This is a genomic window from Microbacterium sp. SCPM-O-B-15248 (M128) (genome assembly GCF_058214835.1).
This window is the reverse complement of record NZ_JBYQLI010000010.1, coordinates 95120-118579: the sequence shown is the minus strand read 5'-3', so window position 1 is coordinate 118579 and position 23460 is coordinate 95120. Positions and strand designations below refer to the sequence as shown.

20 protein-coding genes are annotated in these 23460 nt (G+C 73.0%); 7 read left to right on the top strand and 13 right to left on the bottom strand.

Features of this window, described 5'->3' with window-relative positions; translation table 11 throughout:
* The first annotated feature begins 89 nt into the window (after positions 1-89).
* From AC3E6M_RS15545 to AC3E6M_RS15530, 4 genes are all read left to right on the top strand, one after another.
* Positions 90-1091, top strand: coding sequence for a LacI family DNA-binding transcriptional regulator (locus AC3E6M_RS15545; protein WP_138173239.1), 1002 nt, complete (start codon positions 90-92; stop codon positions 1089-1091).
* Positions 1092-1297: 206 nt separating this feature from the next.
* On the top strand, positions 1298-2437 hold the full coding sequence (locus AC3E6M_RS15540) for a glycerate kinase (RefSeq protein WP_138173241.1): 1140 nt from the start codon (positions 1298-1300) through the stop codon (positions 2435-2437).
* Positions 2438-2516: 79 nt separating this feature from the next.
* Entirely contained in the window at positions 2517-3026 is a 510-nt protein-coding gene (locus AC3E6M_RS15535; protein ID WP_252370899.1) for a MarR family winged helix-turn-helix transcriptional regulator, read from the top strand.
* Complete coding sequence (locus tag AC3E6M_RS15530; protein ID WP_490530472.1) at positions 2956-3147, top strand: homocysteine S-methyltransferase family protein; 192 nt, start codon at positions 2956-2958, stop codon at positions 3145-3147. Before AC3E6M_RS15535 ends, AC3E6M_RS15530 begins: the two co-directional genes overlap by 71 nt.
* Positions 3148-3169: 22 nt before the next feature.
* On the opposite strand, the gene AC3E6M_RS15525 is transcribed toward AC3E6M_RS15530, so the two are convergent.
* Positions 3170-4093, bottom strand: a complete 924-nt coding sequence (locus AC3E6M_RS15525; RefSeq protein WP_138173243.1) for a hypothetical protein — start codon at positions 4091-4093, stop codon at positions 3170-3172.
* Between the two features lie 145 nt (positions 4094-4238).
* Positions 4239-4712: an Lrp/AsnC family transcriptional regulator gene (locus tag AC3E6M_RS15520; RefSeq protein WP_138173245.1), complete on the bottom strand. Its 474-nt coding sequence runs from the start codon at positions 4710-4712 to the stop codon at positions 4239-4241.
* A 152-nt stretch (positions 4713-4864) separates the two neighbouring features.
* On the opposite strand from AC3E6M_RS15520, the gene ald reads away from it, so the two are divergent.
* Positions 4865-5950, top strand: coding sequence for an alanine dehydrogenase (gene ald, locus AC3E6M_RS15515; RefSeq protein ID WP_138173247.1), 1086 nt, complete (start codon positions 4865-4867; stop codon positions 5948-5950).
* Between the two features lie 149 nt (positions 5951-6099).
* On the opposite strand, the gene AC3E6M_RS15510 is transcribed toward ald, so the two are convergent.
* On the bottom strand, positions 6100-6780 hold the full coding sequence (locus AC3E6M_RS15510; protein WP_394529741.1) for a response regulator: 681 nt from the start codon (positions 6778-6780) through the stop codon (positions 6100-6102).
* On the bottom strand, positions 6777-8381 hold the full coding sequence (locus tag AC3E6M_RS15505; RefSeq protein WP_138175027.1) for a sensor histidine kinase: 1605 nt from the start codon (positions 8379-8381) through the stop codon (positions 6777-6779). The genes AC3E6M_RS15510 and AC3E6M_RS15505 overlap by 4 nt, the downstream gene beginning before the upstream one ends.
* A 133-nt stretch (positions 8382-8514) precedes the next feature.
* Here AC3E6M_RS15505 and AC3E6M_RS15500 point away from each other — a divergent pair, with 133 nt between their 5' ends.
* Entirely contained in the window at positions 8515-9969 is a 1455-nt protein-coding gene (locus tag AC3E6M_RS15500; protein ID WP_138175029.1) for a cation:dicarboxylate symporter family transporter, read from the top strand.
* The gene (locus AC3E6M_RS15495) at positions 9966-10796 is read left to right on the top strand and encodes an HpcH/HpaI aldolase/citrate lyase family protein (protein WP_490530450.1); all 831 of its coding nucleotides are present in this window, start codon (positions 9966-9968) and stop codon (positions 10794-10796) included. The genes AC3E6M_RS15500 and AC3E6M_RS15495 overlap by 4 nt, the downstream gene beginning before the upstream one ends.
* Before the next feature lie 170 nt (positions 10797-10966).
* Here AC3E6M_RS15495 and AC3E6M_RS15490 read toward each other — a convergent pair whose 3' ends face one another.
* The 9 genes from AC3E6M_RS15490 to AC3E6M_RS15450 all read right to left on the bottom strand — a co-directional run bounded on the left by AC3E6M_RS15490 (position 10967) and on the right by AC3E6M_RS15450 (position 23453).
* A complete protein-coding gene (locus AC3E6M_RS15490) occupies positions 10967-11524 on the bottom strand; it encodes a DnaJ family domain-containing protein (RefSeq protein ID WP_490530449.1) in 558 nt (185 codons plus the stop codon).
* Between the two features lie 322 nt (positions 11525-11846).
* On the bottom strand, positions 11847-12671 hold the full coding sequence (locus tag AC3E6M_RS15485; RefSeq protein WP_394529752.1) for an oxygenase MpaB family protein: 825 nt from the start codon (positions 12669-12671) through the stop codon (positions 11847-11849).
* A gap of 123 nt (positions 12672-12794) precedes the next feature.
* Positions 12795-13325 (bottom strand): hypothetical protein, encoded by a 531-nt coding sequence (locus AC3E6M_RS15480; protein WP_490530447.1) that lies wholly within the window; start codon positions 13323-13325, stop codon positions 12795-12797.
* Between the two features lie 2 nt (positions 13326-13327).
* Complete coding sequence (locus tag AC3E6M_RS15475; protein ID WP_138175038.1) at positions 13328-13738, bottom strand: DUF4383 domain-containing protein; 411 nt, start codon at positions 13736-13738, stop codon at positions 13328-13330.
* Positions 13739-13900: 162 nt separating this feature from the next.
* Positions 13901-15688, bottom strand: coding sequence for a DUF5605 domain-containing protein (locus tag AC3E6M_RS15470; protein ID WP_490530445.1), 1788 nt, complete (start codon positions 15686-15688; stop codon positions 13901-13903).
* A gap of 19 nt (positions 15689-15707) precedes the next feature.
* Positions 15708-18533 carry an alpha-L-rhamnosidase gene (locus AC3E6M_RS15465; protein ID WP_490530443.1) on the bottom strand — a complete coding sequence of 942 codons (2826 nt, stop codon included), beginning with the start codon at positions 18531-18533 and terminating at the stop codon, positions 15708-15710.
* Positions 18530-20044, bottom strand: coding sequence for a glycoside hydrolase family 43 protein (locus tag AC3E6M_RS15460; protein WP_138175043.1), 1515 nt, complete (start codon positions 20042-20044; stop codon positions 18530-18532). The genes AC3E6M_RS15465 and AC3E6M_RS15460 overlap by 4 nt, the downstream gene beginning before the upstream one ends.
* A complete protein-coding gene (locus AC3E6M_RS15455) occupies positions 20041-21174 on the bottom strand; it encodes a serine hydrolase domain-containing protein (RefSeq protein ID WP_138175045.1) in 1134 nt (377 codons plus the stop codon). Before AC3E6M_RS15455 ends, AC3E6M_RS15460 begins: the two co-directional genes overlap by 4 nt.
* Positions 21171-23453: a beta-glucosidase family protein gene (locus AC3E6M_RS15450; protein ID WP_490530470.1), complete on the bottom strand. Its 2283-nt coding sequence runs from the start codon at positions 23451-23453 to the stop codon at positions 21171-21173. Before AC3E6M_RS15450 ends, AC3E6M_RS15455 begins: the two co-directional genes overlap by 4 nt.
* Positions 23454-23460 lie beyond the last annotated feature (7 nt).

Genomic DNA, 23460 nt, shown 5'->3' with positions numbered 1-23460 from the left:
ATGTGCGGTCCGGGGTGTCAGAAGTGTCACCCGCGGGATGACCATCGTCAAACGTTTTCGAAAATGATTTCCACGACTAGTCTCGAGCCGTGAACAGACGCGCCACCATCCACGACGTCGCCACGGCCGCGGGCGTCTCGGTGGCGACCGTGTCCAAAGCCGTCAACGGTCGGTACGGTGTCTCGCCCGAGACCGTGGCGCGCGTCCTCGACGCCGTCGAGGCGCTCGGGTACGAGTCCAGCTTGGTCGCCAGCAGCATGCGCTCTCGCCGCACCGGGGTGATCGGCGTCCTGGTGGCCGACATCGAACCGTTCTCGGCCGAGATCCTCAAGGGCGTGGGCGGAGCGTTGTCCGGCACCGGCTACGACCTGTTGGCGTACAGCGGTTCGCGTCGTGACGGCGAGGGCTGGGAGCGGCGATCGCTCAGCCGGCTCAGTGGCACCCTCATCGATGCGGCGATCATCGTGACCCCCACGGTGGTCAACGTCGTCAGCGAGGTGCCGATCGTCGCGGTCGACCCGCACACCGGCCGGGCCGACCTCCCCACGGTCGAATCCGACAGCTACACCGGTGCACAGCAGGCCGTCCACTATCTCGCTCAGCTCGGACACCGCCGCATCGGCTTCATCGCCGGCCGCCCCGATCTGCGGTCGGCGGTGGCGCGCGCCTCCGGTTACCGTGCGGGGCTCGCGGCGGCCGGCATCCCGTTCGATCCGGTCCTCGTGGGGGTCGGGCGTTACGAGCAGGACGTCGCCCGGGAAGCCGCGCACACCATGCTCGCCCTGCCCGACCGGCCGACGGCCGTGTTCGCCGCGAACGACCTGTCGGCCCTGTCGATCATCGAGGTCGCCGGGGAACGCGGGCTCCGGGTGCCCGACGATCTCTCGGTGGTCGGGTTCGACGACGTGCCCGAGGCCGCGCGCGCTCAGCCGGGGCTGACCACCGTGCGGCAGCCGATGAAGCGCCTCGGCGCCGAGGCGGTGCGGATCGTGCTGGCCCTCATGGCGGGGGAAGAGCTGCCCGAGACCCACGTTCAGCTGCCCACTCGACTCGTCGTCCGCGCCACGACCGCCGCCCCGCCGTCCCGCTGACACGGCCGCGGCGGGGCGGCGGCCGGACGTCCCGCTGACACGGCCGCGGCGGGGCGGCGCGCCGCGCGGCCGGACCGAACTCCGGAGTTCTCGGCCGTGGCGGCGGGAAGCCCGGTGGCGGAACGGTCCGACGTGCGGTTCCTCAGGAGTTCGGTCGCCGCGCCACCGGCGTCGTGCTCCGGATGCCGAGCGGCTAGGGTCGCGGCGTGACCGTTGTGCTTCTCGCCCCCGACGGGTTCAAGGGCTCGATCTCCGCGGCCGATGCCGCCGCGTCGCTCGCCGCGGGGTGGCGGAGCGTCCGGGGCGACGACCGTATCGTCGAGCTCCCGATGGCCGACGGCGGCGAGGGAACCCTCGATGCCTTCCTCGTCGCCGTGCCGGGGGCGCGCCGGATGCCGGTGCACGTCACGGGTCCGCACGGCCGCGAGGTCGCGGCATCCTGGGTCCTCCTCCCCGCGACGGGGGACGCCCCGCGCGGCACGGGGGTCGTGGAGTTGGCCTCGACCTCGGGCATCGAGCTGCTCGGCGACACCCTGCGCCCGCTCGATGCCGGTACGCACGGGTTCGGACAGGCGATCACCGCGGCCCTGGATCACGGCGTCTCGCGGCTCGTGCTGGCGATCGGGTCGAGCGCCTCGACCGACGCCGGCTTCGGTGCGCTTTCCGCGCTCGGGGCGAGGATCACGGATGCCGCGGGCGTCGAGGTCGCCGCCGGGCTGCGGGGGATGCGCGACGCCGCCCGCCTCGACCGCTCCGGGCTGCGCCCGCTCCCACCCTCCGGGGCGCTCGTCCTGACGGACGTGCGGAGTCCCCTCACCGGCCCGCGCGGCGCGGCGGCGGTGTTCGGGCCGCAGAAAGGCCTCGGGCCCGACGAGATCGCCGACGCCGACGCGGCGCTCGCCCGGGCGGCGGCGCTCCTGGGCGTCGATGCGACCGAGCCCGGTGGCGGCGCGGCCGGCGGCACCGGCGCGGCGTTGCTCGCGTGGGGCGCCGAGCTGGTGCCGGGGGCCGAGCGGATCGCCGACCTCGTCGGCCTCGCGGACGCCATCACCGCCTCCGACGTCGTCATCACGGGCGAGGGATCCTTCGACGCGAGCTCCGGTGCGGGCAAGGTGCCCGAGCGGGTGGCGGCCCTGGCTCGCGCGTCGGCGTGCCCCGCGCTGCTCGTGGCCGGGCGCATCGCTCCGGATGCCGACACCTCGGCGTTCCGCGACGCGGTCGCCCTCGCCGACCTTGCCGGTTCGCCCGAGGCGGCCCTGTCGGCCCCGGGCGCGTGGCTCACCGCTGCCGGCGCGACCCTGGCGCGCGGGTTCGGGGCGCGCAGCGGTGCTCCGACGCGGGACTGACGCGGCACGATCGCCGAATCGCCCCCCGACTCGCGGGCGGTGGAGCCGTCGCCCCCCGCGGCTCCGGTACCGTCGAGGTGTGTCCACCGTGTCCAGCAGCAAAGACGACGAGGTCGATCTCCTCATCGACGCGTGGTCGCAGTTGCTGCCCGACGTCGATCTGACCCCCCTCGACGTCATGTCGCGGCTGCGCCGTGCCGCTTTCCACCTGTCGAAGCTGCGCGCGCGCGCCTTCGCGAGCGCCGACATCGCCGTGTGGGAGTTCGACGTGCTCGCCGTCCTCCGCCGCGCAGACACCGAGCTCAGCGCCACGCGGCTGATCTCGGCGACGATGATCGGCAGCGCGGCGATGACCAATCGCCTCGACAAGCTCGCGGACCGCGGGCTCGTGCACCGTCGCCCCAACCCCTCGGATGGGCGGGCGATCCTCGTGGCCATCACTCCCGAGGGCATCGAACGCGTCGACGCGGCGATGACCGAACTCGTGCGGCTCGAAGCCGACGCCCTCCGCGACGTGAATCGCGCCGATCAGGCGATGCTGGCGCGCGTGCTGCGGGTGCTCGCCGCCGGCGAGACCCACGAGGCGTAATCGACCTCGACGCACGGCCGCTCGTCCTCGACGGCGGGTGGCCGCCGGCGCGCGGCTGGTGGGCGGCTGCTGCCGCTCGACTCCGGCGGACATCGCCGCGTTCGCCGCTGCTCTGAGCTGAGCCGCGACCCGACGCGGCACCCTCAGCGCTGATCGATCCGGCCGCGCCGACCGCCGCGTTCGCTCAGGAGCGCGATCTCCTCAGGGTTCCATCCGAACGCGTTCTGCATCTGGTCGCCGAGGGTCGAGAGTGCCGACGGCAGGGCCGTCGCCACGCCATGCCGGACGTCGACGGCGCGGTCATCGAGAGCGTGGGCCGCGACCCGCAGCTCGTCCACGAGCGACCTCAGGCGGTCGGGACCGTACGCGGCCGCCACGAGGCGCGCGTCGCTGATCGCGATGACCGTGAGCTCCTGCGGATCGCTGTCGGACAGTCGTGTCGCCGACCCGAGGGACAGGATGACGGTCAGCCCGCAGACCAGAACAGTGGCGATGGCGATCGCCGCGCCGATCTCCAAGGAGCGGAACACCGCCCCCACCGGACCCGCCCACCCGGTCGTCACCCCTACGACGGCGCGCGCCGCCGAGTACACGGCATAGAGACCCATCGCGGTGGCGAGCAGGCGTGCGGGCGTGTGCGGAACCACCGGGGAACGAGCGGCGGCGAGCGCGCAGGCGCCGCTCACCACCGTGAGGACCGCGGCCTTGATCACGAGAGACGTGTCCTCGCTGGTGCTCGCCGTGACGATCGCCGTGGTGATCGCGATCGCCGTGACGACGCCGAGGGCGGCACGTCGGCGTCGCGTCGACAGCGCCGCGACGGCGACGGTCATCGTTCCGGCGGCGAGCACCATGCCGGCGTCCCCGACGGACAGGGCCAGCCGCGCGCCGTCGTACCTGTGCACGACGTACATCACGGTCGAACCGATGGAGAGGATGCCGGCCATGGTCGCGTACTGCAGGAAAGTCGTGAACGGGACGGGCGCGGACGCGCGGGGCAGGGCGATACCCACCACGCTGACGGCGACGCCGATGCACATGGCGGCGAGGCCGATCGTCAGCAGCATCGCTCTCCCCCTCCCCGAGCGGCGGTGCACGGTTCCGCCACCTTATCGGCCGGGAGTCGCGGTCCGCGGTCGCCCGCCGCGGCGGCGTTGCCGTGCTCATCGTTGCGGCTCCGCGTGCAGAACCGCAGCCCGACGGGACGCGAGGTCAGGTGAAATCGGCGGCCAGGCCGTTGCGGTGGTACTCGAAGATGATGCTCGTGCGGGTGGATGCCACGCTGTGCCGGGCTGAGAGTTGATCGACGACGAAGCGGCGCACGGCGGAGGAGTCGTCCACCGCGATGTGCACGAGGAAATCGTCGGCCCCGCCGAGGAAGAAGAGTTGGATGACGTCGGGGTGCTGCCGCACGTCCTGGGCGAACGCGCGGATGCTCTCGTGCCGCTGGCCGGGTCGCAGGGTGACCCCGACGATCGCCTGGAGACCGCGCCCGAGCCGGCTCTGGTCGACCGCGGCGTGGAAGCCGGTGATGAGGCCCCGATCGACGAGGCCCCGCACGCGGGTGTGCGCGGTGGATGCCGCGACCCCGAGCGCGTCGGCGAGGGCGGCATTGGTCATGCGCGCATCGGCGGAGAGCAGCTCGATGATCCGCGCGTCGAGCGGATGGAGATCGTCGTCGGCCATCGCAGATCCTTCGGGTCTCTCGGCTGCAGAATCGTTCGAATGCCGACGATACCGAGGTGAATGGCATCCGTAACGAAGATTCTGCGGATTTACGCCACGGAAACACAACTTTCTGCGATTCTTCCTGCCACCCCCACTCCGAGGAGAGACTCATGCGCGTCGCCGTGCCCACCGAGATCAAGAACAACGAGAACCGCGTCGCCATGACGCCCGCCGGTGTCGATGCTCTGGCGCGGCGCGGGCACGAAGTGCTCGTCCAGGCCGGCGCCGGCGAGGGCAGCGGGTTCTCGGACGAGCAGTACCGCGCCGCCGGCGCCGAGATCGTCGCCACCGCCGACGAGACATGGGCGCGCGCCGAGCTGCTGGTCAAGGTCAAGGAGCCGATCGCCCCCGAGTACGGCTTCCTCCGCGCCGACCTCACGCTCTTCACCTACCTGCACCTGGCCGCCGACCGACCGCTCACCGACGCCCTCATGGCGGCCGGGACGACGGCGGTCGCGTACGAGACGGTGCAGACGGCCGATCGGGCGCTTCCCCTTCTCGCGCCGATGAGCGAAGTCGCCGGTCGCCTGTCGATCATCGAGGGCGCCCATCATCTGCTCCGCGCCTCGGGCGGCCGGGGACTCCTCCCCGGTGGCGTCCCCGGCACTCCCAAGGCGAAGGTCGTGGTCATCGGCGGTGGTGTCGCCGGCGAGCACGCCGCCGCCAACGCGCTCGGACTCGGGGCGGACGTCACCGTCATCGACATCTCGCTGCCCAAGCTCCGTCAGCTCGAAGAGCGTTTCGGCGGCGCGATCCAGACGCGCGCGTCGACCCGACTCGAGATCGCCGAACAGCTCGCCGACGCCGATCTCGTCATCGGGTCGGTGCTGATCCCGGGGGCGGCGGCACCCCAGCTCGTCACCGACGACATGGTCGCGGCGATGAAGCCGGGCTCGGTGCTCGTGGACATCGCGATCGACCAGGGTGGCTGCTTCGAGGGCTCGCGCGCCACGACGCACGACGCCCCGACGTTCCGCGTCCACGACTCCCTCTACTACTGCGTCGCGAACATGCCCGGGGCGGTGCCCCACACCTCCACGCGCGCCCTCTCCAACGCGACGCTGCCGTACATCACCCGCATCGCGGACGCGGGCTGGGAGGCCGCGGCATCCGCCGATCCGGCGCTCGCCCGCGGCCTGAATGTGCGTGCGGGCGTCGTCGTGAACGAGGGCGTGCGCGCCGCGTTCGACCTCTGACGCGGGGTCGCGCGGGGGCGGGGCGCCGCCAGTTCACGTGATCTGGACGAAGTGACGCGGCGTTGCACGCCATCGCATGTACGGTCGGCCAGTTCACGTGATCTGGACGCGGGGCGGGGGCGGGGGCGAGGGATGCCGTGTCCCCGGCGTCAGCCGCGGACCCAGGCGTACGTGATCTCGGGGCGGCCGGGGCCGCCGTAGCGAGGTTCGCGGCGCACGCGGCCCACGTCGGCCAAGTGCTCGAGGTAGCGGCGTGCGGTCACACGCGACATGCCCTCGCGCTCGCCGACCTCGGTCGAGGACACCGCCGCAGCGGCGGTGCGGACACGCTCGGCGACGGCCTGCAGCGTCTCGTCGCTCAGGCCTTTCGGAAGCGTCGGCGCGACGGTGCGGAGCGTCCCCAGCAGGGCGTCGACCTCGGACTGGGTCGCTTCGCCGGCGGCGCGGTCGAGCCCCTCGACGTAGGCGCGGTAGGCCTCGAGTCGCTCGCGGAAGGCGGCGAACGTGAACGGCTTGATGAGGTACTGCACGACGCCGGTCGACACCGCGGCGCGGACGGTCGCGGCATCCCGGACCGCCGTCACCGCGATGATGTCGACGCCCGCGCCCATCGCGCGCACGCGCCGGGCGACGTCGAGCCCGCCGCCGTCCGGCATCGTCATGTCCAGCAGCACGAGGTCGATGGGGCGGTGGGGGTCGGCGATCGCGGTCAGCGCCGCGCGAGCGCCCGCGGCCTGGCCCGCTACCGCGAACCCCGGCAGCCGCTCGACGTAGGCGGAGTGCAGTTCGAGGGCGAGGGCATCGTCGTCGACGATCAGCACGCGGATCACGCGGTCACCGCCTCGACGGGAGCTGGGAGCAGCACCCGCACGGTCGTGGGATCGGCGGTGACGCGGAGGGTGCCGCCGTGGGCCGCGACGATGTCGCGCACGAGGGCGAGTCCCACCCCGCGGCCGCCCGGCGCCGCGGCATCCTTGGTCGACGCACCGAACGCGAACGGGTCCGCCAGACGGGGGTCGAAGCCCGTCCCGCTGTCGCTCACCTCGATCACGACGTCGGCAGCCCTTCGCGTCAGGGAAGCGCGCACCCACCGCGGATCCGCGCCGGCGGCCGCGGCATCCATCGCATTGTCCACGAGGTTGCCGACCATCGTCACCGCCTCGGCCGGGGCGAGGGGCAGCGCGGGCGTGGGCTCATCGACGTCGAGGTCGAGGGCGACGCCGCGTTCGGCGGCCTCGTCGAGCTTGCCGAGCAGCAGCGCGACCACGACGGCGCCGTCGTTGCCCGCCACCAGGCGGTCGGCGAGCGCCTGCCGATCCTCGGTGGAGGCCGCGATGAGCCGGCGCGCGTCATCGATGCGACCGAGCTCGAGCAACGCCAGCAGCGCGTGCAGACGGTTGCCGTGCTCGTGCGTCTGCGACCGCAGGGTGTCGCTCAGCGTGCGCACGCCCTCGAGCTCGCCGAGCAGCGCCTGCAGCTCGGAGCGGTCGCGCAGGGTCATGACCCGACCGCGCTCGGGAGCGCGGCGGCCGGTCAGGTCGCGCGCCTCCTCCTGGTTGATCAGCAGCACGCGGTCGCCCGTGACGACCGTCTCCTCGACCATGCGGCGGCCGCTCACGAGTGCCTCGGCGAGGGCGGCATCCATGTCGATCTCCCGCGGGTCCAGGCTCACTTGCCCCGTCGTGGCGGGGGGAAGGCCCAGCAGGTCGGCCGCCTCGTCGTTGTACAGCACGATCCGGCCCTCGTGGTCGGTGACGACGAGCCCCTCGCGCAGCGAGTGCAGGACGGTCTCGTAGCTCTCGACGAGCCGCGCGAGTTCGCGGGGCGTGTACGAGCCGGTGACACGGCGGGCGCTGCGACGGACGTAGAGCGCACCGAGGATGCCGATCCCCACGATTCCGGCCGCGGCGGTGACGATCAGCGGCACGCGTGCGGCGAGGTCGGCCTGCACCGCGCCCAGGGTGACCCCGACCGAGACGAGGCCGACGATCTCGCCCTCGTCAGCGCCGTCCGCGCGGATCGGCGCGATCGTGCGGACCGAGGGGCCCAGGGTGCCGCCGTACACCTCGGTGTGCGTGCTTCCCGCGAGCGCCTCCTCGCGCGAGCCCAGGTACGGTTCGCCGATCTCGGAGCGATTGCGGTGGGTCAACCGGATGCCGTCGGGCGTCATGATCGTCACGAACGACAGGTCGGCGTCCGACAGGATCGCCTCGACCATCGGCTGCAGCGTGTCCGAGTCCCGCTCGCGCACCAGCGCGGCGACCTCCGGTTCGTGCGCGAGGGTCTCGGCCACGGAGCGCGTCACTTGCTCGGCCTGCCGCTGACCGGAGTCCGACAGCTGGACCGACATGAGCGCCGCCAGGACGCCCGCGACCAGCACGACGACGCCCAGCGACACCATCGCCAGCCGTCCGCCCACGCTCAATCGCACGCCGTGCCCTTTCCGGTCTGCCGTGAACAATACGACCACAACTCGGCCCGGGGTCGGCGCTCCCGCAGAGTCGTCACGTCGCCGGCGACCCCGCCGGACTCAACGAAGACGTTAGGAAAAGGGGAAGTCGCCGATGTCTCTCTCACTCCGCACCACGCGCGACGGTCGTCCGCGTAAGAAGATCGACCGCAACCACTGGCTCTACATCGCGGTCATCCTCGCCGTCGTCGCGGGCATCGTGGTGGGACTCACCGCCCCGCAGTTCGCGACGGGCCTCGAGCCCCTCGGCAAGGGCTTCGTCAACCTCATCAAGATGATGATCGCGCCGGTGATCTTCTGCACGATCGTCGTCGGCATCGGCTCCATCGCGAAGGCGTCGACCGTCGGCAAGATCGGCGGACTGGCGATGCTCTACTTCCTCGTCATGTCGTCGTTCGCGCTGGTCATCGGCCTCGTCGTCGGCAACATCATCCACCCCGGCGAGGGCCTGAACATCGCCGGTGCCACGTACGAGGCGGCCCCCGAGGCCACCACGACGCAGGAGTTCATCCTGGGCATCATTCCGACGACGTTCTTCTCGGCGTTCACCGGCGGCAGCATCCTGCAGGTGCTGTTCATCGCCCTGCTCGTCGGCTTCGCGCTGCAGGGTATGGGCGAGCGCGGGGCGCGCATGGTCGAGGGCATCCGCAACTTCCAGGCGCTGGTCTTCCGCATCCTGGGCATGATCCTGTGGCTCGCGCCCATCGGTGCGTTCGGCGCGATCGCCGCGGTCGTCGGCAAGACCGGGTTCCAGGCCGTGATCAGTCTCGGCATCCTGATGGGGGCGTTCTACCTGACGTGCTTCCTGTTCATCACGCTCGTCCTGGGTGTGCTGCTCTACGTCGTCACGCGGGTCAACATCTTCGCGCTCATGAAGTACCTGGGCCGCGAGTACCTGCTGATCGTCGGCACCTCGTCGTCCGAGGCCGCGCTGCCCCGCCTCATCGCCAAGATGGAGCACCTCGGCGTCTCGAAGCCCGTCGTGGGCATCACCGTGCCCACGGGGTACTCGTTCAACCTCGACGGCACGGCGATCTACCTCACGATGGCGTCGCTGTTCATCGCCTCGGCGATGGGCGCACCCATGTCGATCGGCGAGCAGATCGGGCTCATGGTCTTCATGATCATCGCGTCCAAGGGCGCCGCCGGGGTGACCGGCGCCGGCCTCGCCACCCTGGCCGGCGGTCTCTCGGCCTACCGCCCCGACCTGGTCAACGGCGTCGGCGTGATCGTCGGCATCGACCGGTTCATGTCCGAGGCCCGCGCGGTCACCAACTTCACCGGCAACGCGGTCGCCACGATGCTCATCGGCGTGTGGACCAAGCAGTACGACGGCGAGCGCGTGCGTGAGGTGCTCTCGGGCCGGATGCCGTTCGACGAGGCGCTCCTCACCGGTCACGACCACTCGGCCACCCCCGCGGCGGATGCCAAGGAAGAGGCGTCGGCGGAGGCCGGCACCGGGCCCGCCCCGGTCGACACCCGTGCCCTGGACGCCTTCCGCGCCCAGGCGGAGGCCGAGGCGGCGGCTGCGGCGCGGGGTCGCTCGTGAGCCTTGCGCACCTGGGGGCGGGGACGGCTTCGGCCGCCTCCGCCTCCGCGCGCGTCGACCTCGCGCGGACGTGGCTGCTGCGCTCGCCGCTCGCCGCGGACGGCGGGACCGCGGCCGACGTGCGTGTCCTCGACCTCGAGGACGGTCTGCCCGCGGGCCGCAAGGCCGAGGGGCGCGACCGTGCCCGCCACGCGGCCGAGGCCGCGCCGGTGTGGCTGCGCATCAGCGCTGCCGGAACTCCCGACGGCGAGGCCGATCTCGCGCTGGGCCGGGACCTCGACGGTCGTCTCGCGGGCGTCGTGCTGGCGATGTGCGCGGGGCCGGCCGACGTCGCGCACGTCGCGGCATCCCTTCCCTCGGGGGTACCGATCGTCGCGATGATCGAGTCGGCCGTGGCGCTGCTCTCGGCCCCGGCGATCGCCGCCCACCCCGCGACGCGGCGCCTCGCGTTCGGCACCGGCGACTTCCGCCGCGACACCGGCATGGCCGCCGACCGCCTCGCGCTGTCGTGGCCGCGCGCGCAGCTGGTCGTCGCGTCGGCGGCGGCCGGGATCGCCGGGCCGATCGACGGTCCGTGCGGCGCGAGCGAGCAGGCCCAGGATGCCGCGGCCCACGCCGCCGCGATGGGCTTCACCGGGACGCTGGCGCTGCGGGATGCCGCGATCCCCGGCGCCCACGTCGGCTTCACGCCGTCGCCCGACGAGGTCGCCGCGGCCCGGACCCTGCTCTCGGCGACGCCCGACGGCCCGGTCGACGGGTCGTACGCCCCTGCCCGGGCCCGCGCCCGCGCGCTCGTGGCCCGCGCCGAGGCCCTGGCCGCGCTCTGACGCCGACGCCGGTCCGGGCTGTGCGGCGCCACCGTGGCACCACCGTGGCACCACCGTGGCGCCACCGTGGCGCCCAGATCACGTGATCTGATCGAGGTGACCCGCTGTGGAGCGCCATGACCTGTGACCTCGGCGAGTTCACGTGATCTGGCGGCGCTGCGGGCCCGCGGTCAACGCGACCGGAACCATCCACGCCGCCGCCGCGCGAGCGGAGCGGCCGGTGTCGCGGCGAGGCGCCGGCGACGGCGTTCGGCCCACGCGGCCACTTCGGCCTCGATGTCGACGGTCGGGGTCACTACGGGCGGCCCGCCGAGGAGCTGCCTCCGCGCATCGATGACGCGGCGGTTGAAGTCCTCGAGCGCCTCGCGCACGTCATCCTCGCGAGACAGCGCGTCCATGCGCGTGGCGAGCTCGGCGTGCTCGACCCGCAGCGTCAAGGCGGGCGGCCCGAGACCGTTGAGTTTCTCGGTCTCGATCTTGCGGCGGATCCACCAGTCCGGATCGTGGCTGCCGCCGAGATCGGGAAGTGGCTTGCCGGCCCCGGGCAGGTCGTCGAAGTCGCCGCGGCGGATCGCCTGCTGAATTGCGGTCTCGACGTAGGCCGCCCGCTCAGCGGTGGTCGAGCCGCGTGGGGGAGCGGCATCCTCGGGCTCCGGTTCGATCCCGGCATCCCTCAGCCGCCGGTCCAGGCGGTAGCGTTCCGCCGCCTGCCTCGGGTCGTCGCTCATGCTGCCTCCGCGGTGTGCTCGGGTTCCTCCAGGCTACGACGCCCACAACTCCGGCAGGGCGTATCCGCGGGAGGGGGATGCCGTGGCGGCGTGCGTGTGTGCAGGAGTTGTGCCGGGTGGGGTGGGGGCGGCCACAACTCCGGCAGAGGTTGGGCGAGGTGGGGAGTTGGTGTCGGCGGGGCGGGGGTGTGCAGGAGTTGTGCCGGGTGAGGCGGGGGCGGGCACAACTCCGGCGGGCCGTGTCCGGGGGAGGGGGATGCCGTGGCGGCGTGCGTGTGTGCAGGAGTTGTGCCGGGTGCGGGGGCGGCTACAGCCCGAGCGGCTACAGCCCGAGCCGCCGCAGCCGGAGCCGGGCCATGTCCTGGGCGCGCGGGCCTGAGCCGAGCGCGCGCTCGGTGACCCGCAGGATGAGCCGGGTCGCGGTCTTCACCGGCAGCCACGACCGGCGCACGCCCAGCATCCGCCGCAGGCGCGGGGGGATCGTCGCCACGGCCGCCGCGAAGAGCACGCGGTAGGCGATGCCCATGACGCCCGTGAACGGCGGTTTCTTCAAGAACCGCACGACGTCGTCGACCCGCTCGTCGCGGCGGAGCTCGCCGCGGTCGAGGAACCCGTCGAGTTCGCCGCGCAGCGCGGCCTCGGTGAGCGGGGGATCGGGGATGCGCATGAGGCGACCGGCCGTGGCCCAGTCGGCGACGTAGGCATCCGGGCCCCCGGGGATCGTCCCGCCGTAGGCCTGGTGGCTCGACAGGAACGCGTCGGTGAAGGCCAGGTGCACCCAGCGCACGAGGTCGCGGTCTTCGGCGGTGTAGCCGCGCTCCCCGCCGTCGCCGGCGACGTACGTGCCCTGGACGCGTCGGTGGAAACGCCCGACGCGGGCGGTCTCGGCATCCGCTTGGGTGGTCGATCCGTACGTGAGCGTGATGACCCAGCGCACGGTGCCGGTGAGGCGGCCGATGGGATCCTCGCGGTAGCGCGAGAAGTCGTGGACCCCGGCCAGAGCCCCGGGGTGCAGGGCCTGGAGCAGCAGAGCCCGGATGCCGGCCACCAGGGTCCCCATCCCGGCATGAACGGTCCACGCGGGACCGTTCTCGACGAAGTACCCCGCGTCGTCGCCCTCGGCGATCGCGCGGACGTACGGGGCCATCCCGGTCGGGTCACCCGCGAGAGCGGTGAGGAGCCGCGCGCGCAATCGGGCGACGTGCGGCGGGACCGGGGGAGGAGGCGTCACCCCTCCAGCGTGCCATCGCGCGGGAGGGGTGGGGCCGGATCAGTGACCCTCGTGGCTGATGACGGGGACCGATCCGTCGTCGCGCAGCAGCACCGCGTTCTGCGCGGAGCCCAGGGCGGGGGTGACGACCACCGCGATGACCGAGGCGGCCACGAGAAGACCGACGACGCTCATCGGCTGCGCGGTACGCGGGGAGTCCCCGGAGCGGCCCCGTCGGCGCAGGTGCACCGCAGCGGCGCCCCCGACGACGACCAGCAGAAGCATGGCCGCAGCGACGGCGAGCACGCTCGTGTGCGCGGGGAGGACGAACATCAGGGCGGACGTGGCGACCAGCGCGATCAGCACTCCCGCGAGGGCGGCCCGGGGCGCGACGAGTCGCCCCAGGGCCAGGACGGCGCCGCCCCAGACGAGCGAGGCCACACCCAGGACGACCAACCCCGCTCCGAGGCCGCGCGAGGCGACCCCGGAGCCGGGCCCGACGATCGCGCCCGCACCGAGGGAGGCCACGATGAGCCCGGCCCCCCATGCGGACACGGAGGGCCACGACCGGACGAAGGTCGCAGCGTTCACGATCAGACCGCCGCGGTGCGGGGGACGTTGCGCTCGGTGCCGAGGCCGACACCCAACAGCACGACCGCGCTGGCGAGGTGCAGGAAGTGGTCGGCCGTGTTCAGCGCGAGGATGTTGGCGGCGGTGCCCACCAGGAAGAAGCCGATGATGCCCAGCAGCAGGTACACGGCGCCGACGGTGGTGTTGACGCCCTTGGCGGCGCGCGCGTTCGCGAGACCGGCGACCAGCAGCGCGGCACCGATCAGGAGGTGCGCGATGTTGTGCAGCGGGTTCACCTCGAAGATGCCGAGCAGCAGGCCACCCTCGGTGGCGATGAAGCCGACGCCGCCGGTCACGGCGAAGCCGAGCAGACCGACGAGCAGATAGACGGCGCCGAAGACGGTGGCGACGATGCGGTTCGGAGACGAGCTCATGATGAACCTCCCAGAGTTCTTGCAGCGACCACTCGGCCGCCATCCCCACATCTTCGGGGACGATGGGAGATTCGGATTGGGCTTTGCGGCATCCTCAGCGATCAGGTATTAGGGCGTCCGCGCGGCGCTGCCTGCGCCCTGATCGGCCCACGCCCGGCCCGGTCAGGCGATCCGCGTCACCCGCAGCGCGAGGAACTGCCGTCCCGGCAGGTCGACGCGCACGGTACCCCGGTGTGTGCCGGGTACCGCCTCGACCGTCATGTTCCAGGTGTCGACGACCTCGACCTTCCACTCGCCCTCGCCGAGGAGCACGGTGCGGAAGCGCGGTCTGTTGAAGCCGAAGTAGGCCACGCGCACCGAGCCGTCCTCCGACTGCGCCCAGGGCACGTCCCAGTCCGAGGGGGCGGGGTCCAGCACGCCCCCGGGGACGTCGGCGAGGACACGCTCGAGGAAGCCGATGCGGTCGGGGGACGAGCCGTGCAGCACGCCGCCCTTGGCCCACCACAGCACCTCGTCGTCGTCGCCCGCCGCCGCGGGCATGATCGCTTCGCCGACGGGCGCGGGCAGGTAGGTCTCGCCGTGACCGACGTATCCGCCGCGCACGGCCCCCTCCCAGAACCGGCGCGTCATCTCCTCGCCGGTGATGTTGCCCCACCCCTGGTCGATGTCGCCCTCGTAGGCGCACTCGTCGATGACGACCGGCTTCTCCCACTGCTCGCGCCACTCGTCGGTGTTCTCCGCGGTGCGGTACACGTCGACGCGCTGCACGCTCGCGTGAGTGATCCACGCCCGGGAGTAGTCGTAGAACGGGCGGCAGTTGTGGATCGAGATCAAGTGGGCGAACGGATCCTCTTCGCCGACGATCGCGGCGATGCGCTCCCAGTCGTCCTCGTCCTTCCCCCACACCAGGTCGTACTCGTTGGCCAGCGACCACCACACGTTCGAGAACGCGGCCAGTCGCCGGACGACGTAGCGCACGTAGCGGTCGTCGACGGCGGGTCCGAGATCGGCGAATCCCCAGCGGTCGTAGGCGTGGAACAGGATCAGGTCGGCCTCGATGCCCCGCTCGGCGAGCTGGGCGATGCGCCGTTCGAGTCGACGGAAGTGCGCGGGGTCGAAGCGCTCGAGATCGAAGCCGTCCGCCAGCGACCCCGGGAAGACGAAGTCCTCGGGCTCGTTGGCGTTGAACAGGTACGACTTCGGGAAAACGCACATGCGGAGCTTGCGGAACGGTCCGTCCGTGAGCGTGGCGAGCGTCTGCTCCTGCAGGTCGTCGGGCTGGTGGGTCCACGCGTACGCGGTGGTTCCGAGCGGGCGGTGCCGCGTGCCGTCCGCGTGCCGGAAATGGAAGCCGTCGACCCGGACCGGACCGTGGGCTCCGGATGCCGCCGCCCCCACGTGGGCCGATCCGGTCAGTCCGTCGAGGGACCGGGTCGTGGCATCCGTCTCGAAGGTCCATTCGCCCTCGGCATCCGCCAGCGCGCGGAAGACCCACTCGCCGTCGCCGTCGTAGAACCCGCCGACGCGCGCGGTGGAGCCGTCGGGGCGGCGGAAGGTCGCGTGGGCGTCGACGTCGACGAAGGGGTTGCCGTGCGAGGGGCCGTCGACGCGGACCTCGATGACGCCCCACTGCGTCGTCGCCGAGGTCGGCCGCACGCGTGCGGAGGCGCGGGCGACCTCGGCGCCCTCGTAGGTGGCCGAGGGCTCGATCGCCGGCGCGTGCGGCGGGCGCACGTCGCCGTCGCCGATCTCGGCGAGCGCCTCCCAGAACGCCGCCCGATGCTCCGGGTCCTGCAGGCTCGGCACGATCGCGATGAGCTGGCCGAGGCGGCCGCCGCGGAACTGCGTCGCCATGGGGGAAGCGGCGACGCCGGGCAGGAAGCGCTCGAGCACGGCCCGGGCGCCGGGGTGGTCGAGGGCATCGCCGAAGAGAGAGCGGCGGTCGAACATCAGGGTCCTCGATTCGGGGTCAGACGGCGCCGGTGGCGTCGCGGACGGCGCGATCCACCCGGGCGAGCACGTCGGGGGGAGTGAACATCAGGGCGCTGGAGAGCGGCCGGCCCGCTCCCCAGACGGTTTCGCCGCGGACGGTGTCGACCCGCTCGGGGGCGGCCTCGCTCAGCGCCTCGAGGAGCGCCGCGTACGCGCGCGGGTCGTCCATGACGTCCGCGAGCGACGCTTCCAGCCCCGGGAGCGGGGGACGAGGGGATGCCGCCGGCAGCACGACGGTCCACTCGTGCGCGCCGGATCCCACCGTCGCAGGCAACGCCTGGCCGTCGTTCGGGATGCCGGGGAGATCGACGTCGGCGGTCGTGTTCGGGGGCACCACGGCGGTGACCCGGACGTCGTTCCCCTCGCGTCGCCAGGCGACCTCGGCCGCGCCGTACGGCGTCTCGTGTCGTGCCGAGGCGTGGTCCAACGCCGCGAGAGGACGCGGGGCGATCCGCAGGCGGCGGTACCCCGGTGCCGCCGGCGCGAGGCCGGCGACGGTCCGGTGCAGCCAGTCGGCGACCGCGCCCAGCGCGTAGTGGTTGAACGACGTCATCTCGCCCGGGTTCACCGAGCCGTCCGGCAGCAGGCTGTCCCAGCGCTCCCACACCGTCGTCGCCCCCATCGTCACCGGGTAGAGCCAGGACGGGCACTCGGTCTGCAGCAGCAGACGCTCCGCCGCGGCGAGGTGGCCGCCGTCGCTCAGGGCGTCCGTGACGAGCGGAGTGCCCACGAAGCCGGTGCCGATGCGGTACCCGCCCTCGCGCACGAGCGCGGCGAGGCGGTCGGCCAGCGCGCGACGCGTCGGCACGTCGCGGACGAGGTCGAACCGCAGGGCGAGCGCGTACGCCGTGGGGGCGTCGCTCATCATGCGCCCGGCGGGGGTGACGTACTCGGACACGAAGGCTCGGCGGCTGCGTTCGGCCAGGTCGCCGTAGAGGGCGGCATCCTCGTCGCGCCCGAGGATCTCGGCGGCCTCGGCGACGAGCCGCAGCGAGCGGGCGAAGGAGGCCGTCGCGACGATGTCGGCGTCGACCTTCGCCCGTCCCGGTTTGTCCGGTGGAGCCGACGCATCGAGCCAGTCGCCGAGCTGCATGCGTCCGGCCCACAAGCCGCTCTCCCCGGCGTCGCGGCGGACGGCCTCGACCCACGCGCGCATGCTCGGGTACTGGGCGGCGAGCACCTCGCGGTCGCCGAACCTCTCGTGCAGGACGCTCGGCACGACCGTGGCCGCGTCTCCCCAGGCGGCGACGGGGCCACCTCCCGCGAAGGACGGGAGGGCGGCCGGGATGACGACGGGGACGACGCCGTCCTGGCGCTCCTGTTCGTGGGCGAGGTCGCGCAACCACGACGTGAGGAACCCGACGCTGTCGTACAGGAAACTCGCTGTGGGCGCGAAGACCTGCAGGTCGCCCGTCCAGCCCAGGCGCTCGTCGCGCTGGGGGCAGTCGGTCGGGATCGACAGGAAGTTCCCCCGCATGCCCCACACGACGTTCTCGTGCAGACGGTCCAGGAGCCCGTGCGAGGACGAGAACCACCCCGTCCGCACCAGGTCGCTGTGCAGGACGACGGCCTCGACGTCGTCGTCGGCGACCTCGACGCCCTCGATCTGCGCATACCGGAAGCCGTAGAACGTGAAGCGGCTCTCGAGCACGTCCTCGTCGCCGGAGAGGTCGAAGGATGCCTCGGCCCGGGCGTTGCGCAACGGGCGGAGCGCCAGCTCGCCGTCGTCGAGCACTTCGGCGTGCCGGATGCTCACGCGCGTGCCGGCAGCTCCGCGCACGCGCACGCGCAGGCGTCCGACGAGGTTCTGCCCGAAGTCGAGGACGGTACCGCCCGAGGGCGTCCGCAGGCGCGCGGTCACGGGCAAGGACTCGATGCGGCGCACGGGAGGAGCGATGCGGGCCTCGGGCACGGGTACCGACGCGTAGCCGGGGCGGGCGACGGCCCCGATCCGGGCCGGCATCCAGGTCACGCCGTCAGCCGGCGTCGTCGCGGTCTCGCCGGCGCGGCGCAGGTCCTGATGCTCGCCGGCGTAGATGCCGCTCGCCCGGACGGCCCCTCCGGTCGAGGCCTCCCACCCGGGTCCCGTCGCGGTGAGGGTCTCGGTGGTGCCGTCGTCGTAGGTCACGCGCAGCTGGGCCAGGAACGCCGGCTGGTCGCCGTACACGCGATCCGTGAAGACGAAGAAGCCGTACTTCTCGGTGTACCAGGCCCCCGCGATCGCCGCCCCCAGGACGTTCTCGCCCGGGGTGAGGTGCGCGGTCACGTCGACCGTCTCGTGGACGAGGCGGTCGCGGTACGCCGTCCAGCCGGGGGAGAGGACGTCGTCGCTCACCGGGGAGCCGTTGACCTCGGGTTCGGCGACGCCGAGCGCCGTCCAGAACAGCAGCGCGCGGCGCACGGGGCGGTCGAGGTGGAACACGGTGCGCACGAGCGCGGGCTGGGCTTCGGCCTCGGGCGAGGCGAGACCGATCGGCTCGGCCACCCATTCGCCCTCGCCGAGGAATCCTGCGGCCACCTCGAGTGGGGCGCTCCAGTCGCTCGCGTTGCCCGCGGTGTCGGTCACGCGCACCCGCACCGACCGGACCTCGCCGGGCGCCAGGGGGGCGAACGGCCACGCCACGAGGACGGACGCGTCGCCGTCCAGCGTGACGGTGTCCCTCCCGTCGGTCATTTCCGCCCCGGCCTGCCGCCAGTCCCGTGTCTCCGTCTGCACGCGCCACGACAGTCGGGGCCGGGCCGTCGCGACGAAGGGGGTGTCCTCCCGCAGCTCGGCCCGCACGATCACCTCGGTGACGCTCACTCGTCGTGCCCTTCGGAGATCCAGCTCGTGGCATCCACACGTCCGGCCCGGACGTACACGCCCATGACGCGGCCCGTGAAGGACTCGGCCGTCTCGGACGAGAGGAATCGCCCGTCGACCTCGGCGAGCTCGATGCGCCGCCCGTCGACCTCGGCGGCGAGGCGGAAGACGTCGCTGGTGCGCGCGAACCCTCCCTCGGAGAGGGGACGCTCCGACGAGATGCGCAGGGTCACGACGTCCGCATCGATCGGGGCGTCCCACTCCTGCACGAGACCGGCGACCGTCGCGCGCGCCACCAGGCGCCCGGCTCCCGCTTCGATCTCGACGTGGAAGTTCTCGTCGTAGCGGCAGGCGAGACCGCCCACGCCCGCGGTGCAGTCGACGGCGACCGACGTGGTCTGGGTCAAGTGCTCCTGTCGGCGGCCGACGAACACGGGGCGCGGGTCGTCGAGCGTCGATCCGTCGGAGCGGAGGACGAGCCACCCCGGCCGGGAGGTCAGGTCCGCGAGCTCGGTGGGCAGACGCCGGGGCGTGATCCACTCGCCGTCCAGCGGCGCGTCCGGGGCGAAGGCCACCTCCGCGCGCGTGCCGGGGCGCGGGTTCAGCGCCACCGGCTCCATCGTCGGCCACCCGTCCTCGTGCCAGCGCACGGGCGTGACGAACGTCTCGCGTCCGAGGGCCGAGAACGCGCGCGTCATGCTGCGCGGACGGACCCCCAGCAGGACGCACAGCCACTCGCCGTCGGGACCGATGACGAGATCGCCGTGTCCGGTGTTCTGGACCGGACGGATCGTGGAACGTGCCGAGACGAGCGGGTTGGCCGGTCCCGTCTCGAACGGTCCCTCGGGGCGGTCGGCGCGGGCGATCGAGACGCCGTGCCCGCGCTCGGTGCCGCCCTCGGCGATGAGCAGATACCAGCGGCCGTCGATCTCGTACAGGTGCGGTGCCTCGGGGAACTGGCCCCCGGTGCCCGACCACAGCGACCGCGGCTCCTCGAGCGCGCGGTGCGTGTCCAGGTCGACGCGCGCCTGCAGGATGCCGAGATGGCGACCGGCATCCGGGCCGCCGAGCACCAGACCGGAGTAGGTCACGATGACGGTGCCGTCGGCATCCCACGCGATGTCCGGGTCGATGCCGTCGAGCGACGCACGGCCGTCCCGGTCGACGATCAGGTCGCCGTCGCTCCACGGCCCGGCCGGATCGGTCGCCGTGAAGTGGAGCATGCCCCGACCCATGGCATCCGTCACGACCAGGTGGAACACGCCGTCGCGGTGCCGCAGGGTCGGTGCCCACGCGCCGCCCGCGGTGCGCACCTCCTCGACGCCGAGCTGACTCGGGCGCGTCGCGACGTGACCGATGAGCTCCCACGTGACGAAATCGGTCGAACGGTGGATCGGGATGCCGGGCAGGTACTCGAACGTCGAGGTGGCCAGGTACCAGGTGTCGCCGACGCGCACCGCCGAGGGGTCGGGGTGGAAACCGGCGAGGAGAGGATTGGGGTAGTCGGTCATGCTGCGGTCTCCGTGTCGAGGACGCGACCGATCTCGGCCGCCAGGGCGATGGCGCGCGGATCTCCGCCGCCGGGCCACGCGCCGCGCGCGATCGTCCAGGCGAAAGCCACGCCCGTGTCGGGGTCGACGCACGCGAACGCCCCCGCCGCGCCGTCGTGCCCGAAGGCCCGCGGTCCGCCGAAGGGCATCGCGGCCGAGGGCTTCTGGAACACGATCGCGTGGGCGCGGTCGTGCTGACCGAGCACCTCGTCGAACCCGCGCACCTGTTGCTGACCGATCGTCGCGACCGTCTCGGCCGAGAGGAACGGTGCCCGCCCGTCGACACCGGTGACCGCGGCGGCCAGCATCCGGGCGATGCCGCGGGCGCTACCGGTCGCCGAGGTGGCGGGGTGGCCGTAGCCCCAGCTCCGCCGGTCGTTGGCCATGTCGACGCGGGAGTGGCCGGGGTCGAACACGAGCGCGCCCAGCGGCGTGACGGTGCGCTCGCCGGGTCCCGCCGCGGGCGGGATCATCGGCAGCACGTCCACGCGCCGCGACTCCTGGTCCGCCGGAAGGCCGAGGAAGAAGTCGATGCCGTGAGGAGCGCGGATCTCCTCCTCGTAGAACGCGTGCATCGTCCGTCCGGTGACGCGCTGCACGAGCTCGGCACCGAGCGTGCCGATCGTCGTGGCGTGGTACCCGAACGCGCTTCCCGGATGCCAGAACGGCACGCTCGCCGCGAGGCGCTCGGCCGCGACCGGCTGGTCGAGCAAGTCCACGAAGTCCAGCGCGGGCGTCGCCTGCGCGAGGCCCGCCTGGTGCGACAGCAGCTGACGCACCGTCACGGCGGCCTTGCCCGCCGCGGCGAACTCCGGCCAGTACGAGGCCACAGGCGCATCGAGGTCGAGGAGTCCGCGCTCGACGAGCACACCGACGGTGATGCCGATCGTGTTCTTCGACACCGAGTAGGGCACGATGACGCTGTCCTCGCCGAGGTGCGCTCCGCCCCACACATCGAGGACGGGTGCGCCGTGGTGGAACGCCGCCGCCTGGAACGACAGCTCCGGGTCGGCCGCCAGCGCGGCAGCCAGACGCTCGCCCGCCGCCGCCAGACGCGGATCGACGTGGCCGTGCAGCAGACCCGCGGTCATGCGCCGACCTCCCAGCTCTCGGTGAGCGGCGTATGCACCACCGAGCCGCCGACGCGGAGCGTGTACGAGCCGGGCTCGACCTCCCAGCCGCCGTCCCAGTGCGCGAGGCGACGGGCGGGGAGGGGGATGCGGACCGTCGCCGTCTCGCCGGCGTCCGCGCGTACCGCGGCGAACCCGACGAGCCAGCGGGCAGGTCGATCGACGGCGGAGCCGGCGCGCTCGGCATACACCTGGACGACCTGGCCGCCCGCGCGCGCGCCGGTGTTGGTGAGGGTCACGACGAGCTCCTCGTCGTCGCGCGCGGCAGCGTCCCACGACCAGCTCGTGTAGCCCAGGCCGTGGCCGAAGGGGAACGCGGGCCGGGCGTCGGCGCGCAGCCACGCGCGGTAGCCGATGTGGATGCCCTCGCTGTAGCGGAGAACGCCGTCCTGCGGGGCCACGTCGAGGACGGGCACATCCTCGAGCGCCGCGGGCCACGTGGTGGGGAGGCGGCCTCCGGGCTCGGCGGCGCCGGTGACGACGTCCGCGAGGGCCGTGCCGAACTCCTGGCCGCCGAAGTAGCCCTGGACGATGGCCGCGACGTCCGCGGCCCACGGCAGGACGACCGGCGATCCGGCGTTGACGATCACGACGGTGCGCGGGTTCGCGGCGGCGACGGCGCGGACGAGGTCGTCCTGACGTCCCGGCAGATCCAGGGACACGCGGTCGTACCCCTCGGACTCGACCTGGGAGTTGGTGCCCACCACGACGACCGCGACGTCGGCGTTCGCGGCGGACGCGGCGGCGCGGGCGATGAGCGCGTCGGCATCAGTCTTCTCCGGGGCGATGCCGAGGGTGACGGACATGGCTCCCGCGATCGCACCGTCGTCGGAGCGGTCGAACTCGGCGCGGACGACGATCTCGTGCCCGGCCTCCACCCGCACGGCGGCAGTCAGGGACGGCGGGTTCAGGAAGGCCGCACCCAGGTCGGTCCCCTCCAGCACCGGGGCGTCGTCGAGAACGACGACGCCGTCGACGAGGAGGCGTCCGGGATTGGCGCCGGCGAAGCCGAGCTGGATCTCGCCCGTGGACTCGGGGGTGTAGACGGTCTCGAAGACCACGACGCGCGATCGGGCGATCGGAGCGTCGCCGCCGAACCACACCAGGGCGGTCGCCCGTCGGTCCTCGGTGAACAGTTCGCGGCCGTCCGCGTCGAGGAAGCTCACGCGCACGCCGGGCTGCCCGGTCGCGGGGTTGCGCAGCTGCGAGACCGGGATCTCGGCCACTCCCTCCTGCACCACGGCGCCCAGTTCGTACGACACGCGCTCGGCACCGAACGCGTGCCGCAGACCCTCGAGGGGCGACACGATCCGCTCGGGCACGACGGTGGCGCTGCCGCCGCCCTGCGTACGCGCGTCCCGGGCGTTCTGCCCGATCACGACGACGGAGGCGACGGAGCCAGGCTCCAGGGGGAGGATGCCGTCGTTGGCCAACAGGACCGTACCGGCGACCGCCGATTCGCGGGCGAAGGTCGTGGCATCGAGGGGGGTCGGCTCGACAGCGACCGAGTCCCCGAGGGCGCCCACGCGCTCGGCCAGGAGCAGCATGCGCAGGACCTTGCGATCCAGGTCCGCCTCGGGCACGCGGCCGTCGCGGACGGCCGCGACGAGATCGGCCCACGCGGGCGCGGGCCCGGGCATCGCGAGGTCCTGAGACGCCGTGGCCGCCGCCAGCGAACGCACGGCCGTCCAGTCGCTCATGACGACGCCATCGAAGCCCCACTCCGAGTTCAGCGGGGTCTCGAGCAGCTCGTTCTCGGTCATCGTCACGCCGTCGACCGCGTTGTACGAGCTCATGATCGACCACGCGCCGGCCTCGACCGCGCGCTCGAACGGCGCCAGGTACAGCTCGCGCAGCGCTCGCTCGTCCACGTCGATGTCGACGGTGAAGCGGTCGGTCTCGGAGTCGTTGGCGACGTAGTGCTTCGGCGTCGCCGCGACGCCGTTGTCCTGGAGGCCGCGGACGTAGGCGGCCGCGAGCTCGGCCGAGAGCTCGGGGTCCTCGCTGAAGCACTCGAAATGGCGTCCACCGAGCGGGGAACGGTGCAGGTTGATCGTGGGGCCGAGCACCACGTCGACGCCCTTACGGCGCGCCTCGGCGGCCGCGGCTGCGCCGTAGCGGTAGGCCAGTTCGACATCCCACGACGCCGCGAGCGCGGACCCCGACGGCATGTTCAGCGAGGGCTCGCGCTCGTCCCACCGGGGGCCGCGGACCCCGGCGGGCCCGTCCGACAGGGTCATGGCACGC

What these genes read in the sequence shown, in the direction of transcription:
- AC3E6M_RS15525 (WP_138173243.1), bottom strand. Translation starts at nt 4,093, where the DNA reads ATGCTGCTGACGATCGGCCTCGCCGCCATGTGCATCGGCGTCGCCGTC.
- AC3E6M_RS15520 (WP_138173245.1), bottom strand. Translation starts at nt 4,712, where the DNA reads ATGGCCGACGACGATCTCCATCCGCTCGACGCGCGGATCATCGAGCTG.
- ald (WP_138173247.1), top strand. Translation starts at nt 4,865, where the DNA reads ATGCGCGTCGCCGTGCCCACCGAGATCAAGAACAACGAGAACCGCGTC.
- AC3E6M_RS15500 (WP_138175029.1), top strand. Translation starts at nt 8,515, where the DNA reads ATGTCTCTCTCACTCCGCACCACGCGCGACGGTCGTCCGCGTAAGAAG.
- AC3E6M_RS15490 (WP_490530449.1), bottom strand. Translation starts at nt 11,524, where the DNA reads ATGAGCGACGACCCGAGGCAGGCGGCGGAACGCTACCGCCTGGACCGG.
- AC3E6M_RS15485 (WP_394529752.1), bottom strand. Translation starts at nt 12,671, where the DNA reads ATGGCCCCGTACGTCCGCGCGATCGCCGAGGGCGACGACGCGGGGTAC.
- AC3E6M_RS15475 (WP_138175038.1), bottom strand. Translation starts at nt 13,738, where the DNA reads ATGAGCTCGTCTCCGAACCGCATCGTCGCCACCGTCTTCGGCGCCGTC.
- AC3E6M_RS15470 (WP_490530445.1), bottom strand. Translation starts at nt 15,688, where the DNA reads ATGTTCGACCGCCGCTCTCTCTTCGGCGATGCCCTCGACCACCCCGGC.
- AC3E6M_RS15460 (WP_138175043.1), bottom strand. Translation starts at nt 20,044, where the DNA reads ATGACCGACTACCCCAATCCTCTCCTCGCCGGTTTCCACCCCGACCCC.
- AC3E6M_RS15455 (WP_138175045.1), bottom strand. Translation starts at nt 21,174, where the DNA reads ATGACCGCGGGTCTGCTGCACGGCCACGTCGATCCGCGTCTGGCGGCG.
- AC3E6M_RS15450 (WP_490530470.1), bottom strand. Translation starts at nt 23,453, where the DNA reads ATGACCCTGTCGGACGGGCCCGCCGGGGTCCGCGGCCCCCGGTGGGAC.